At 71.7% G+C, this 14,680-nt stretch carries 12 protein-coding genes; 7 read left to right on the forward strand and 5 right to left on the reverse strand.

What is annotated here, in order from left to right:
• Positions 1 to 6 precede the first annotated feature (6 nt).
• The gene (locus ACFY29_RS31820) at positions 7 to 1,518 is read right to left on the reverse strand and encodes a deoxyguanosinetriphosphate triphosphohydrolase family protein (protein WP_386991997.1); all 1,512 of its coding nucleotides are present in this window, start codon (positions 1,516 to 1,518) and stop codon (positions 7 to 9) included.
• 150 nt (positions 1,519 to 1,668) lie between these two features.
• On the opposite strand from ACFY29_RS31820, the gene ACFY29_RS31825 reads away from it, so the two are divergent.
• The 3 genes from ACFY29_RS31825 (at position 1,669) to ACFY29_RS31835 (ending at position 5,946) form a co-directional block, all read left to right on the forward strand.
• The gene (locus ACFY29_RS31825; protein ID WP_386991999.1) at positions 1,669 to 4,194 is read left to right on the forward strand and encodes a Tex family protein; all 2,526 of its coding nucleotides are present in this window, start codon (positions 1,669 to 1,671) and stop codon (positions 4,192 to 4,194) included.
• A gap of 365 nt (positions 4,195 to 4,559) precedes the next feature.
• Positions 4,560 to 5,444, forward strand: coding sequence for an aminoglycoside phosphotransferase family protein (locus ACFY29_RS31830; RefSeq protein ID WP_386992042.1), 885 nt, complete (start codon positions 4,560 to 4,562; stop codon positions 5,442 to 5,444).
• Between the two features lie 34 nt (positions 5,445 to 5,478).
• Positions 5,479 to 5,946 carry a hypothetical protein gene (locus tag ACFY29_RS31835; RefSeq protein ID WP_386992001.1) on the forward strand — a complete coding sequence of 156 codons (468 nt, stop codon included), beginning with the start codon at positions 5,479 to 5,481 and terminating at the stop codon, positions 5,944 to 5,946.
• On the opposite strand, the gene ACFY29_RS31840 is transcribed toward ACFY29_RS31835, so the two are convergent.
• Positions 5,876 to 6,823, reverse strand: a complete 948-nt coding sequence (locus tag ACFY29_RS31840) for a DUF389 domain-containing protein (protein ID WP_386992003.1) — start codon at positions 6,821 to 6,823, stop codon at positions 5,876 to 5,878. The genes ACFY29_RS31835 and ACFY29_RS31840 overlap by 71 nt on opposite strands.
• A 246-nt stretch (positions 6,824 to 7,069) precedes the next feature.
• Between ACFY29_RS31840 and ACFY29_RS31845 the strand changes: the two genes are divergently transcribed.
• The 4 genes from ACFY29_RS31845 to ACFY29_RS31860 all read left to right on the forward strand — a co-directional run bounded on the left by ACFY29_RS31845 (position 7,070) and on the right by ACFY29_RS31860 (position 11,598).
• Complete coding sequence (locus ACFY29_RS31845; protein ID WP_386992005.1) at positions 7,070 to 7,762, forward strand: sugar transferase; 693 nt, start codon at positions 7,070 to 7,072, stop codon at positions 7,760 to 7,762.
• A gap of 22 nt (positions 7,763 to 7,784) precedes the next feature.
• Positions 7,785 to 8,933, forward strand: coding sequence for a DegT/DnrJ/EryC1/StrS family aminotransferase (locus ACFY29_RS31850; protein WP_386992007.1), 1,149 nt, complete (start codon positions 7,785 to 7,787; stop codon positions 8,931 to 8,933).
• Complete coding sequence (locus ACFY29_RS31855) at positions 8,930 to 9,574, forward strand: acetyltransferase (RefSeq protein ID WP_386992008.1); 645 nt, start codon at positions 8,930 to 8,932, stop codon at positions 9,572 to 9,574. The genes ACFY29_RS31850 and ACFY29_RS31855 overlap by 4 nt, the downstream gene beginning before the upstream one ends.
• A gap of 149 nt (positions 9,575 to 9,723) precedes the next feature.
• A complete protein-coding gene (locus ACFY29_RS31860) occupies positions 9,724 to 11,598 on the forward strand; it encodes a polysaccharide biosynthesis protein (RefSeq protein ID WP_386992010.1) in 1,875 nt (624 codons plus the stop codon).
• Positions 11,599 to 11,764: 166 nt separating this feature from the next.
• On the opposite strand, the gene wecB is transcribed toward ACFY29_RS31860, so the two are convergent.
• The 3 genes from wecB to ACFY29_RS31875 all read right to left on the reverse strand — a co-directional run.
• A complete protein-coding gene (gene wecB / locus ACFY29_RS31865) occupies positions 11,765 to 12,889 on the reverse strand; it encodes a non-hydrolyzing UDP-N-acetylglucosamine 2-epimerase (protein ID WP_386992011.1) in 1,125 nt (374 codons plus the stop codon).
• 67 nt (positions 12,890 to 12,956) lie between these two features.
• Entirely contained in the window at positions 12,957 to 14,081 is a 1,125-nt protein-coding gene (locus ACFY29_RS31870) for an NAD-dependent epimerase/dehydratase family protein (protein ID WP_386992013.1), read from the reverse strand.
• Positions 14,075 to 14,680, reverse strand: a 606-nt coding sequence (locus ACFY29_RS31875; protein WP_386992015.1) for a polysaccharide biosynthesis protein, incomplete at its 5' end; no start/stop codon positions are given. The genes ACFY29_RS31870 and ACFY29_RS31875, both read right to left, overlap by 7 nt.

The following is a 14,680-nucleotide window of genomic DNA, read 5'->3' on the forward strand; positions in this document are numbered from 1 at the left end:
GGCCGGTCAGAGCACGAAGGCGTCGGTCCAGAGCGCTCCGGAGCGGCCGGAGAGCGCGTCCAGCATGGCCACCGCCTGGCCGTCGGTGAGCTGCGCGACGAAGTCCACGATGGCCCGCCCCCGGGCCCGGCCGATCCGGTCCGGGGTGCGCGGGTGCAGCTCCGCCTCGGCCAACTCGACCAGGTCGTGCAGCCGACGGGGTAGCCGGGACTCCTCCTCCGGGTCGAGCAGCCACTCCCACAGCGCCTCGACCAGGGTGCCCAGCAGCCGGGCCTGACCGCGCTGGTGCAGGGCGAGGTCCGGGCGGGCCAGCACGAACCGGTGGTGGACGAACTTGAGCACCTGCACCTCGTGCCACTGGGCGCAGCCGAGCAGGACGTACCCGGAGCGCACCGACGGGTGATCGGTCACCGTGATCGCCTCGACGAAGCGGGTGGACCAGCGGGCGGAGAACCGGGCCACGTACTGCTCGGCCTCGATCGAGCCGTCGAACGGCATCGCCAGCAACCCGTCGACCAACTCCTCCCGGACGTGCTCGACGGCGGCGGCGAACGCCTCGTCGTCGGCGATCCAGGCGTCCTTGCCGTGCAACTGCCGGCGCAGCCGCTCGATGGCCGCACCGGGCCGCCGGGCCGCGATGGCCAGTGCCGCGTCGGTGATCGCCCGGAAGTGCCCGCTCTCCCGCTGCCAGGCCATCAACTCGGCGGAGACCGAGCCCTGCTGGAGCACCCCGACCCGGTAGAAGTCCTCCACGTCGTGGATGGCGTACGCGATGTCGTCGGCGGTGTCCATCACGGACGCCTCCACGGTCTGCTGCCAGTCCGGGATGCGGCCGGCGAACGGCTCCCGGGCCTGCCGCAGGTCGTCGAGTTCGGTCCGGTACGCGCCGAACTTCGACGAGCCGCTCTCCGGGTCGTCCGGCGGCGGGGTGGCCCCGCGCGGCGGCGGGTCCATCGTGCGGGGGTGTGGGTCGGGATGGTCCAGCCGGGTCCACGGGTACTTCAGCATCGCCGCGCGGACCGCGGCGGTCAGGTCCAGCCCGGTGGTGGCCGCGCCCCGGATCTCGGTGCTGGTGACGATCCGGTACGACTGGGCGTTGCCCTCGAAGCCGTCGGTGAGGCCGAGACGCTGCCGGGCCAGCCGGTCCAGCACCCGCTCCCCCAGGTGCCCGAACGGTGGGTGACCGAGGTCGTGGGCGAGCGCCGCGGCCTCCACCACGTCCGGGTCGCAGCCGCCGAGCTTGTCCAGCAAGGCGCGCCACCGCTCGTCGGCCGTCAGCCGCTCGGCGATCGCCCGGGCCACCTGGGCGACCTTGAGGCTGTGGGTGAGTCGGTTGTGCACCAGCAGGCCCGAGCCGACCGGGCTGATCACCTGGGTGACACCGCCCAGGCGGGCGAAGAACGGCGAGCCGACGATCCGGTCCCGGTCGGCACGGAACGGGTTGCCGGTGAGGTCGCCGAGGGCCCGGGCGCTGCCGCCGAAGAGCCGCCGGGCGCGGGGCTCCGCAGCTGTTTCCATGATCGCCACGCTAGCGCAGGCCCGGCGGGGCCGCCGCCGGGTCGTCCCGGCCGGGCGCGGCGGTTCAGCCCCGGCCGGGCGCAGCGACAGCGCCCAGGGCCGCCCGGCACAATGCAGGGCGGTACCCACTTCCGAAGGCGGATCGAGATCGTGACCCAGTCTGTTCATCAGCGGATCGCCGACGAGCTCGGCGTGGCCGAGCGTCAGGTGCGGGCGGCCGTGGAGCTGCTCGACGGCGGCGCCACCGTGCCGTTCATCGCCCGCTACCGCAAGGAGGCCACCGGCCTGCTCGACGACACCCAGCTGCGCACCCTGGAGGAGCGGCTGCGCTACCTGAGGGAGCTGGACGAGCGGCGGGCCGCGGTGCTGGAGTCGATCCGCGGCCAGGGCAAGCTGGACGAGGCCCTGGAAGCGCAGATCATGGCCGCCGACTCGAAGTCCCGCCTGGAGGACATCTACCTGCCGTACAAGCCGAAGCGGCGGACCCGGGCGCAGATCGCCCGCGAGGCCGGGCTGGCGCCGCTGGCCGAGACGCTGCTGGCCGACCCGACCCAGGACCCGAGGGCCACCGCCGCCGGGTTCGTCGACCCGGAGAAGGGCGTCGCCGACGCCGCCGCGGCGCTGGAGGGCGCCCGGGCGATCCTGATCGAGACCTTCGCCGAGGACGCCGACCTGATCGGCACGCTGCGCGAGCAGATGTGGTCGCGAGGCCGGCTGGTCTCCCGGGTACGCGAGGGCCAGGAGACCGCCGGCGCCAAGTTCGCCGACTACTTCGACTTCTCCGAGCCGTACCCGAAGCTGCCCTCGCACCGGATCCTGGCCATGTTCCGGGGCGAGAAGGAGGGCGTGCTCGACCTGACGATGGAACCGGAGGAGGCGGGCGAGGCGGATGCCGCGCCGACCGGCCCGAGCCGGTACGAGGCAGCCATCGCCGGGCGGTTCGGCGTGTCCGACGCCGCCCGCCCGGCCGACCGCTGGCTGGCCGACACGGTCCGCTGGGCCTGGCGTACCCGGATCCTCATCCACCTCGGCGCGGACCTGCGGATGCGGCTGTGGCAGGCGGCCGAGGAGGAGGCGGTGCGGGTCTTCGCCATGAACCTGCGTGACCTGCTGCTCGCCGCGCCGGCCGGCTCCCGGTCCACGATGGGGCTGGACCCAGGCCTGCGGACCGGAGTCAAGGTGGCCGTGGTGGACGCCACCGGCAAGGTCGTCGCCACCGACACCATCTATCCACACGAGCCGCGCCGGCAGTGGGACGCCTCGATCGAGACCCTCGCGCGGCTGGCCGGCGCGCACGGGGTGGAGCTGGTGGCGATCGGCAACGGCACCGCCTCCCGGGAGACCGACAAGCTGGCCGGCGACCTGATCAAGCGGTTCCCGCAGCTCAACCTGACCAAGGTGGTGGTCTCCGAGGCCGGCGCGTCGGTCTACTCCGCCTCCGCGTACGCCTCACAGGAGCTGCCCGGGATGGACGTGTCGCTGCGCGGCGCGGTCTCCATCGCCCGTCGGCTCCAGGACCCGCTCGCCGAGCTGGTCAAGATCGACCCACGGTCGATCGGGGTCGGCCAGTACCAGCACGACCTGTCCGAGGTGAAGCTGTCCCGGTCGCTGGATGCGGTGGTGGAGGACTGCGTCAACGCCGTCGGGGTGGACGTCAACACCGCCTCGGCGCCGCTGCTGACCAGGGTCTCCGGGATCGGCGCCGGGCTGGCCGAGAACATCGTGCTGCACCGGGACGCCAACGGGCCGTTCCGGTCGCGTACCGAGCTGAAGAAGGTGGCCCGGCTCGGGCCCAAGGCGTTCGAGCAGTGCGCCGGCTTCCTGCGCATCCCCGGCGGCGACGACCCGCTGGATTCCTCCAGCGTGCACCCCGAGGCGTACCCGGTGGTGCGCCGGATCCTCTCCAGCACCGGCCAGGACCTACGCTCCGTGATCGGCAAGAGCAGCATCCTGCGCGGGCTGCGGGCGACCGACTTCGTCGACGACCGGTTCGGCCTGCCGACCGTCACCGACATCCTGGCCGAGCTGGAGAAGCCGGGCCGCGACCCGCGACCCGAGTTCCGCACAGCCACCTTCGTCGAGGGGGTGGAGAAGATCGGTGACCTGACGCCCGGCATGGTGCTGGAGGGCGTGGTCACCAACGTGGCCGCGTTCGGCGCGTTCGTGGATGTCGGGGTGCACCAGGACGGTCTGGTGCACGTCTCGGCGATGTCCCGGACCTTTGTCAAGGACCCCCGCGAGGTGGTGAAGTCCGGTGACGTCGTCCGGGTCAGGGTGCTGGACGTCGACGTACCCCGCAAGCGGATCTCGCTGACCCTGCGCCTGGAGGACGAGCCGGGGGCACCCTCCGGTACGCGGGACGGACAGGGCGCCCGCGGCGACCGGACCGGCCAGGACGGGCGCGGCGGACCGACGCAGCGCGGGTCGCAGAGCGGACGCGGCGGGCCCGACCAGCGCGGCGGTCAAGGTGGTCGCGGCGGGCAGGGTGGAAGCGGCGGGCAAGGCGGAAGCGGCGGGCAGCAGCGGGGCGGTCAAGGCGGCCGTGGCGGTCAGGGTGGTCAGGGTGGCCGTGGCGGTCAGGGCGGTCAGGGTGGCCGTGGCGGGCAGGGTGATCGCTCGGCGGCGCCGGCCAACGACGCGATGGCGGACGCCCTGCGCCGCGCTGGCCTGGCCTGACCGACCAGCGGGGCCGCACGCCTCGCCAGACCTGGCTCGGGATGTCGCCCCGCACGGACGGCATCCCGGGCGCCCCCGGCGCTCTGCTCACCTCAATGGCCGGCCCGTCCAGTCCCCCACGGCAACCTGTCGAGCTGCCCCATTTCTGGGGCAGAGGCCATGGGGCGGTCCAGATCTGAGGCAGAGGCCATGGGGCGGTCCAGATCTGGGGCGGAGGCCGGGTGGTGGTCCAGATCTGGGGCAGCTCGACAGGAGACTCAAGGCGTCGGAGGGGAAAGGGTGGGCCCATGGGGGGAAGGGGCGGGACTCGAGAAAAAATGGGGTCGCCTGGCCCCGGAGTGGTGAGTGATGATCTCGCGGTGAAAATGCATGCCGACCAGGTCGACGTCACCGCGGATGTCGTCGCCGCGCTGGTGGCCGAGCAGTTTCCCGAATGGCGGGCCCTCCCCGTCCGTCCGCTCCCCACGACCGGCACGGTGAATGCCCTCTTCCGGCTCGGTGCGGAGATCGTCCTGCGGTTCCCCCTGCAACCAACGGCCGAACCCGAACTGCGCGCCGAGCTGCGGCGGGAGCAGGAGTACGCCCGGCTGCTCGGCCCGCACCTGCCGATCGCGGTGCCCGAACCGCTCGGCCTCGGCGAGCCGGGTGAGGGGTATCTCGGGCCGTGGACGGCGTACCGCTGGATCCCCGGCGAGCCGACCCAGCCGAGCCGGGTCGACGACCTGGGCGCCTTCGCCCGTGACCTGGCCGGCGTTGTCATCGCCCTGCACGGCATCGACACCGCCGGTCGGGCCTGGCCGGGGTTCGGCCGGGGCGGACCGCTGGCCGCCCAGGATGCCGGTGTGCGGTCAGCCCTCGCCAGCAGTGGCCAGCTCACCGACACCGCCCGGCTCGCCGAGGTGTGGGACCGCTGCCGGGACGCTCCCCGGCACGACGCCGGTGACGTGTGGATCCACGCCGACCTGATGCCGGGCAACCTGCTGGTCCGCGACGGGCGGCTGGCCGCGGTCATCGACCTCGGCACGGTCAACGTGGGCGATCCGGCGGTGGACCTGATGCCGGCGTGGAACCTGTTCGACGCCGGGTCGCGAGAGACGTACCGGCGGGCGCTCGGCGTGGACGATGCGACCTGGGAACGCGGGCGCGGCTGGGCGCTGGTACAGGCGATCAACGCGCTGCCGTACTACGTCGAGACCAACCCGGTGATGGCCGCCATCGCCCGGCGCACCCTGCTCGCCGTACTCGACTGAGCTGGGCCACACGTGCGGGCGTACCGTCGGCGTCGTGACTGAGCAGGACGGCCGGGAGTGGCGGGAGCGCCAGCGGCAGGCGGTGCGGGCGCACGCCGACGCGGACGCGCGGCGGCGGGCCGCCGAGCAGGCCGAGGCGGCGGAGTTGGTGGCCTGGTTCGTGGCCGAGGCGACCCGGCGGGGGCTGCCCACCACCCGGCTGATGGCCCGGGGCTACGACGGGCGCGGGCGCTACCGGACCCGGCTGACCGGCTGGTACGTCGACCGGGCCGGGACCCGGGCGGTGGACGTGGCAGGCCGGTTCCACCTGCTGACCGTGCAGGGCGGTCTGCGGGCCCGGCTGTTCGGCGTTGACCCGCAGCCCAGCCCGGCGCCGCTGGTCGTCGGCGCGGGCGGCCGCGACGGCGAGTCGATCCCGTTGCGGACCCTGCTCACCCGGCTGCTGGGCGGCGGGACCGACGGGCCACGTTCCACCACGAGACCTGCTGCACCACGAGGGTGAGCAGCCCGGCCAGGACGATGGCGCACAGGTTGATCACCAGTTGGAGGGCCGACCCGGCCGCCTCGTGCCAGACCCCGTAGGCGGCGGCCACCGCCACGTTCGCCGCGGCCGGCACCGTGGTCACCGAGATCAGCACCCCGACCAGGCTGCCCGACTTCTTCGAGGTCAACGAGAGCATGCCGGCCACCCCGGCGAGCAGGCCGACCACCCAGGACAGCGCGTCCGGTCGCCAGATGAAGTCGGTGAGCGGGCGGTCGGCGAGCAGCATCTCCCGGTTGACCAGGCCGACGGCGGTCAGCGCCCAGGTGCTCAACATGGTCGCCACCATGGCGGTCAGGAAGCCGACAGAGAGGGCCTGCACCGAGCGGCCGATCACCCCGAGCCGGCGGCGCAGCAGCGCCACGCAGAGCGCGGCGAGCGGGCCGAACTCCGGACCGACCACCATCGCACCGACGATGAGGATCGGCTGGTCCAGTAGCACGCCGATACCGGCGATCATGGTGGCGACGATGAGCAGCACCAGGTAGGTGCCGGACAGCTCGGTCTGCTCACCGGTCTTCGCCGCGATCTCGTCCCACACCACGGCGTCAGCGCCACTGCCGGGCGCCTTCTCCGCCGCCCGGTCGGCCGCTGCGGAGATGGTCAGCTCGACGTCGTCAGCGGCGATCCCGCCGCGCGCCTCCACACCGAGTTGCTGCAAGCCGTGCAGGACGCTGTCGGCGCTCTCCCGGACCACGTCGCACTGGATGAGGTCGCCCCGGGGCTGCCGGGCGACGCCGGGCAGCACCACCAGGTGGGTCACCCCCGGCTCGGCGGCCAGCAGGTCGGCCACCGCCACCGACTGGTCCGGCGGAGCAATCACCCTCAGGTGCAGCACAGTCTTCCCCCCCTCGCCCGACCGGCCAGTTCTCCACTCGCCCGACCGGACGGTCGCGACCCTACCGCTCGACCGCTGACGGCACGGACCGCAGGAGGGCGTACAGCGAGGCCGTGTCCATGCGCGCCGTTTCGGGGTTGATCGGGGCGAAGCAGCCTGAGTGTCGGCATTCGGAGTTGCCGACCAGCTTGTGCTGGTAAAACCCTTAATTAGTCGTTACGTCGCTTTCTCGCGGAGGTCGGATCGGTGCCAGTGCCTGGTGGTCTCGCGAACACCCCCGAACACCCCCTGCTGCTGCCCCGACCCGCGCCGGGCAAGCGCGTCTTTGACGCGATCCTCGCGGCCGTACTGCTGGTGCTGGTCACGCCGCTGCTGGTGGTGGCGGCGGTCCTGGTCATGGTGGGCCTCGGCCGCCCGGTGCTGTTCCGCCAGTGCCGCGCCGGCCTGCACGGCCAGCCCTTCGAGGTGATCAAGTTCCGCACCATGCGGCCGCCCAACCACGGCCGCGGCCTGGTCGGCGACGGCGACCGGCTCACCCCGCTGGGGCGCTGGCTGCGCGCCACCAGCCTGGACGAGCTGCCCACGCTCTGGAACGTGCTGCGCGGCGACATGAGCCTGGTGGGCCCGCGCCCGCTGCTGCCGGAGTACCTCGATCGCTACTCCGCCAGCCAGGCCCGCCGGCATGAGGTACGGCCCGGCGTCACCGGCCTGGCCCAGGTGAGCGGGCGCAACAGCCTGAGCTGGGAGGAGAAGCTGGACCTCGACGTGCAGTACGTGGACAGCCGGAACCTCCGACTTGACCTGTCGATCCTGGTCGCGACCGCGCGCACCGTGCTGCGCCGCGACGGCATCAACGCGGCCGGGTCCGCGACCGCGCCGGAATTCCTCGGTACGCACCGGCGGCCGGTGCCTCCGCAGCGGGACCGGACACCGGCATGACGATTCCCCAGGGAGCCGGCCGATGAGCCAGACGATCCACCTGTCCGCGCCCGACGTCGGGCCGCTCGAGGAGTCGTACCTGGTCGCGGCCCTGCGTTCGGGCTGGGTGGCACCGGCCGGCCCGGACCTTCAGGCGTTCGAGCGCGACATCGCCGAGCGGGTCGGCACCGGCGGAGCCGTCGCGGTCAGCTCCGGCACCGCCGCCCTGCACCTGGCCCTGCTCGGCGTCGGGGTCGGCCCCGACGACGTGGTCATCGTGCCCACGCTCACCTTCGTGGCCACCGCGAACGCGGTCCGGTACATCGGCGCGCGTCCGGTCTTCGTCGACTGCGACCCCCGGACCGGAAACGTTGACGTCGGCCTCGCCGCCCACCTGCTGCGCCGGCTGCGATCGCGCGGCGAACGGGTCGGCGCGATCGTCCCGGTGGACATGTTCGGCAGCTGCGCCGACTACCGCGCCCTCGTCCCGATCTGCGACGAGGCCGAGGTGCCCCTGGTGGAGGACGCCGCGGAGGCCCTCGGGGCCAGCCACCGGGGACAGCCCGCCGGCTCCTTCGGGCATGTCGGTGTGCTCTCGTTCAACGGCAACAAGATCATGACCACCTCCGGTGGCGGAATGCTGGTGTCCGACGACGCCGCGCTTCTCGACCGGGCCCGCCACCTGTCCACGCAGGCCCGCGAGCCGGCGCGGCACTACGAGCACCGCGAGACGGGCTACAACTACCGGCTCAGCAACCTCCTCGCGGCGCTCGGCCGGGCCCAGTTGCTCCGGCTGGACGGGATGATCGCGCGACGCCGCCAACTGCGCGACCACTACGCCAAGCTCTTCGCCCCGGTGCCCGGCGTCCAGCTGCTCGGCGTGGAGGACACCGAGTCGAACTGCTGGCTCACCGTCATCACCGTCGAGCGGGAGCGGTGCGGTTGGCGGGCCGACGACCTGGCGGCCCACCTGGCCGAGCGGGACATCGAGACCCGACCGGTGTGGAAACCGATGCACCTGCAGCCCATGCACGCCGGCGCGGAGAGCCTGCTGACCGGCGCGGCGGAGCGGCTCTTCGCCGACGGGCTCACCCTGCCCAGCGGGAGTGCCTTGACCGAGCCGCAGATCGCCCGGGTGTTCACCGCGATCGACGAGTTCCTGACCGTCCGGACGGGAGGGTCCACGGCGTGACGTGGGGACTGGTGGTGGTCGGCTGCGGCGGGCACGGCCGGGAGCTGCTCACCATCGCCCGAGCGGTGAACGAGGCCGCCGACCGGCCGATCTGGCAGCTGCTGGGCGTCGTCGACGACCGACCCACCGAGGAGAACCTGAAGCGGTTGCAGCGACTCGACGTGCCGTACCTCGGTGACGTGGCCTGGTTGCGCGACGCTCCCCCGGGCACCCGACACCTCATCGGCGTCGGGGACCCCCGAGTCCGTCGCGCCATCGGGAAGCGGATCGACGGGTACGGGATCTCCACGGCGAGCCTCGTCCACCCGGACGCCACCATCGGGCCGGACACCGAGCAGGGACCGGGATTCGTCGCCTTTGCGGGGGCCCGGGTCACCACGAACGTCACCATCGGCCGGCACGTACATCTCAACCAGAACGCCACCGTCGGCCATGACAGCAGCCTTGCCGACTACGTCTCGGTCAACCCGCTCGCCGCGGTGTCCGGTGACTGCCACCTGGCCGAGGGCGTGCTGATCGGGACCACCGCCGCAGTGCTGCAGGGCCTGCGGATCGGGCGGGACAGCACGGTCGGGGCCGGCGCCTGCGTCGTCCGGGACGTACCCGATCAGGTGACGGTCAAGGGCGTTCCGGCTCGCTGAGGGCCACCGGGACAGACAGCATATTCAACTCGTCAAACCCGAAAACGCCCAACAATGCTGTTTTGGCATGTAACAAGGACAAAGAACCTAGAGGCTCCTTCTGCCGGTGCGGGCGGAAGCAGTCGTGCGACGGGACAGGGAGCCAGCACATGCCGCAGGACACCGAGAACACGCGAGACGCGGACCGGCAGACGCGACGGGCCAAGGCCCGCCAGCGCACCGCCGGATTCCTCGCCACCGACACCACTGCCTGGGTCGGCGGGTTCGTCGCGGCCGCGTGGACCCGGTTCGAGCTCCAGCTCCCCCCGGGCCAACTGGGCCGGGCGGCCGCGATCGGCGTCGCCGCGGCGGTCATGCACGTGGCGGTGGCGGCGTTGCGCCGGCTCTACTCCGGACGACACCCGCTGGGCAGCCTGCAGGAGGTCCAGGGCGTCGCCGGCACCACCATCACGACGGCCTGCATCGTGCTGCTCGGCCTGCTGCCGTCCGGCGAACGGCCGGTTCCGGCGAGCACCCCGCTGGTCGGCGGCGCGCTCGCCCTGCTGTTCATGCTCGGCGCCCGGTTCCTGTACCGGCACCGGCGCGACCTCGCCATGCGGCCGGATGTCCGGTCGTCGACGCCGGTGCTGCTCTTCGGAATGGGTGACGCCGGCCAGGGGCTGCTCCGCGCCATGCTCGGCGACCCGCGCGGTCGGTACCTACCGGTCGGCGCGCTGGACGACGACCCGGACAAGCGCGACCTGCGCATCGGCGGGGTACGCGTGCTGGGCGGACGGCACGATGTCGCCGCCTCGGTCCGGCGTACCGGCGCCACCGCCGTCATCTTCTCGGTGGCCAACGCGGACGCCGCGCTGATCCGCCAGATCCGCGAGGCCACCCTTGAGGCCGGCGCGGTGTTCAAGGTGCTGCCCCCGGTGCGGGACCTGGTCGACCACCGGATCACCGTCACCGACGTCCGGGACGTACAGATCAGCGACCTGCTTGGCCGCCGGCAGGTGATCGGTGACCTGCCGCTGAGCACCAACAGTCTGACCGGGCGGCGCATCCTGGTCACCGGCGCCGGCGGGTCGATCGGCTCCGAGCTCTGCCGTCAGGTGATGAAGGCCAACCCGGGTGAGCTGATGATGCTGGACCGGGACGAGTCGGCCCTGCACAGCCTTCAGATGTCGCTCGCCGGGCGGGCCATGCTGGACGGTCCCGAGCTGATCCTCGCCGACCTGCGGGACGACGAGGGAATCCGGCGGATCATCCGGGAGCGCCGCCCGGAGATCATCTTCCACGCCGCGGCACTCAAGCACCTGACGCTGCTGCAGCGGCATCCGGGCGAGGCGATCAAGACCAACGTCTGGGGCACCCTGTCCGTGCTGGACGCCTGCCAGGACGTGGCGAAGTTCGTCAACATCTCCACGGACAAGGCGGCCGGCCCGATCAGCGTCCTCGGCTACTCGAAGCGGATCACCGAGCGGTTGACCGCGCACGCCGCGTCTCGGTTCCCGGGTACGTTCCTCAGCGTCCGGTTCGGCAACGTGCTGAGCAGCCGCGGCTCGGTGGTGACGGCCTTCCAGCGACAGATCGAGGCCGGGAAGCCGTTGACCGTCACCCACCCGGACGTCACCCGCTACCTGATGACCGTTCAGGAGGCTGTCCACCTGGTGCTTCAGGCCGCCGAGATCGGCCGGGACGGGGAGGCGCTGGTGCTCGACATGGGTGCCCCGGTCCGGATCGTCGACCTGGCCCGCCAGATGGCCGACCAGGCGTCCAGCTCCGTGCCCATCGTCTACACCGGCCTGCGGCCCGGCGAGAAGCTGCACGAGGACCTGCTCGGGACCGGCGAGGTCGACGCCCGGCCGTTCCATCCCCTGGTGTCCCACGTGGCCGTGCCGGCGCTCGACCCGATGGAGGTGAGCGGGCTCGACCCGTACGAGGACGCGGTGAAGGTCGTCGAGCATCTCGCGCTGCTCTGCACCCAGCCGACCGATCCCATGGTCGACGGTCCGCTGGGCGTACCACTGCAATCGCGCTGATCGACCCGTCCGCCAACGGGGTGACGCCGGGGGGCGTCACCCCGTTGGCGGTACGGGAGTGGACCTCGTCGCGGTCAGGGTGCCCACGGGGGCGCGAATCAGACGCAGGTACACACCAGGGCCGGCGACCGCAGGTGCGCGGTCGCCGGCCCTGGTACTAGCCCGTTCAGCGACGAATGCCCGCCCAGTCGTGATGCCGGCGGACGGTGGAGAGGATGAAGTCGACCACCCGCCGGGAGGTGTCCGGCACCTGGTAGTCGACCGGGCAGGGCACCCCCTGCGCGGCGACCTGGGCCACGGTCACCTCTACCGCCTCGACCACGCCCTGCGGGTCGAGGCCGGTCATGATGATGCCGCCGGCGTCGAGCGCCTCCGGGCGTTCGATCGACTCGCGCAACGTCACCGCGGGGAAGCCGAGGATGGCGGCCTCCTCGCTGATCGTCCCGCTGTCCGACAGCGTGCAGTACGCCTTCGTCTGCAGGTGCACGTAGTCGAGCAGGCCGAACGGCTCGTGGAAGGCGATGCCGTCCAACGCGGTGGCGTCCGGAGCCAACGCCTCCAGCCGTTTGCGGGTCCGCGGGTGGGTGGAGACCAGCACCGGGAAGCCCCACCGGTCGCGCACCGCGACCAGGCAGTCCAGCAGCCGGCGGAGCCGGTCGGGGCGGTCCACGTTCTCCTCCCGGTGCGCACTGACCAGGAAGTATCCGCCCCGGTCGAGCTCCAGCTGACGCAGGATGCCCGAGCTGGCGATCGGCGCCCGGTAGTGCTCCAGCACCTCCCGCATCGGCGAGCCCGTGTGCAGGATCCGGCGCGGATGCAGGCCCTCGGCGAGCAGGTTGCGCCGGGCGTGTTCGGTGTAGACCAGGTTGAAGTCGGCCACGTGGTCGACCAGCCGCCGGTTGGTCTCCTCCGGCACGTTCAGGTCGAAGCAGCGGTTCCCGGCCTCCATGTGGTAGACCGGCACCCGCATGCGCCGCGCCATCAACGCGGCGATACAGCTGTTGGTGTCACCCAGCACCAGCAGCGCGTCCGGCCGCAGCTCGGCGATCGCCTGCTCCATGCCGACCAGCACGCCGCCGAGGACCCGACCGAGCGAACTGGTGTCGACCTCCAGGAACCGGTCCGGCTGACGCAGCCGCAGCTCGGTGAAGAACACGTCGGACAGGGTCGGATCCCAGTTCTGTCCGGTGTGCACCAGCACGTGGTCGACCGTACTGTCCAGCCTGGCCAGCACCCGGGACAGCCGAATGATCTCCGGCCGGGTACCGACCACCGTCATCACCCTGGTCATCGTCCACTCCGTCCGACCGTCAGCTTGAGCATCATGTCCTCGATCCGGTAAACGCCCAGCCGAATCGTCACGCCGCCGACTCCGGCTCGCGCAGCGCGCTCTCGACCGGCTCGGCGTACGTGTCCGGCCGCTGCGGGTCGAACAGCTCGTTGGTCCAGAAAAGGGTCAGCAGCTCGCCAGAGCCGGTGTTTTCGATCTTGTGGGCCCACATCGTCGGCATGTCCACCACCACCGGCGAGTCGCCGTCGACCGGGAAACGGACCACGTCATGGTGGCCGACCCGGCGAAGGCTGATCTCGGCGCTGCCCCGGACGACCGCGAAGCGTTCCACCTTGGCCAGGTGGAAGTGCTCGCCCCGGGTGATGCCCGGGTGGGACGTGGAGCAGAAGGTCTGCCCCTGCCCGCCGTACGACTTGACCACCTCGGTCAGCTCACCGCGGGCGTCGGCGTGCCGCGGCAGCGGCAACGGGTAGTGCGCGGGGAAGCAGTGTGAACGGTAGGTGTTGAACAGCCGTACCGCGTGCCGGTCGGGCAGCGCCGGGATCTCGCCAGCGCGGTAGAGCGCGGCGTACCCGGCGAGCCGGTCGGCCATCTCGCGTACCCCGGTATGCAGCTCGGGCATCGCAGCGTCCCAACTGCCCGCGGTGGGAGCCCCCAGCAGATGGGCGGCGGCGTCGGTGGCGTGCACCAGGCGCAGCTTCCGGTCCTCGTGCACCTCCGGCTGGCCGCCGTCGGCGAGCAGCCGGCAGAACGTCGCCACCACCGAGTTGTAGAACGGCCGTCCGTGCTCGCCGTAGAGGTTGGGCAGCCGGACGTCGACGACGTCAAGGCCGGTGTTGGCGAGGGTCTCCGCGGCGACGGCCTTGGCGTCGCCGTACGGGGTGCCGTTGCCGGCCTGGACCGAGTTGGCGAAGACGACGGTTCGGGGCGGCACGGCACACCGGTTCAAGCCGCGGGCAAGAGCGGCAGCGAGCTCGACGTTGCCGGTCGCCACCTCGACCGGGTCGCCGCGGTTGACGCCGGCGAGGTGCAGTACCCGGTCGACGCCGGCCACCTTCGCGGCCACCGCCGCCGGATCGGCCAGGTCTGCTCGGGTGAGAAGCGTGGGTTCCGGCCAGCCGAGCGCCCGGGCCAGTACTCGTGTGTGCCAGCCGAGGAAGCCGTGGGCGCCGGTGATCGCGAGGTTCAGCATGTGAGGAGCGGGTCTTGGTGGGCCAGTTCCGCACGAACCTCAGGCAGGGTCAGCAGCAACTCGACGATCTGCGGCAGATCAAGCTGCGGGGCGTTGGCCGAGTTGAAGTCATCCTCAGGCCCCACACCGATCTCACCCTCAGTCACATACAGGGCGTAGTTCAAATCCCGATCATCCACCGGCACCCGGAAGAAACCACCGAAATCCTCAGCCCGCCCGAGTTCCTCACGACTGGCCAACGTCTCATGCAACTTCTCACCATGCCGCACCCCGATCGGATCCACCTTCGCCGGCACATCAAAAAGCTGACACAACGCCGCCGCCAAATCCCCCACCGTGCACGCACTCGCCTTACGAATGAAAATGTCACCCGGACGAGCATGCCGAAACGCATGCTCCACCAGATCCACCGAATCCTGCAACGACATCAAAAACCGCGTCATCAACGGATTCGTCACCGTCGGCGCCCGACCCGCCTTGATCTGCTCGATGAACAACGGAATCACCGAACCCCGAGAAAACATCACATTGCCGTACCGCACACTCGACACCGTCGTCGGACTACCCGGATTATTCCGCGAATGAGCCTGAGCCACCTT

The sequence above is a fragment of the Micromonospora sp. NPDC000668 genome (assembly GCF_042897975.1).
In the GTDB taxonomy this organism is placed as follows: domain Bacteria; phylum Actinomycetota; class Actinomycetes; order Mycobacteriales; family Micromonosporaceae; genus Micromonospora.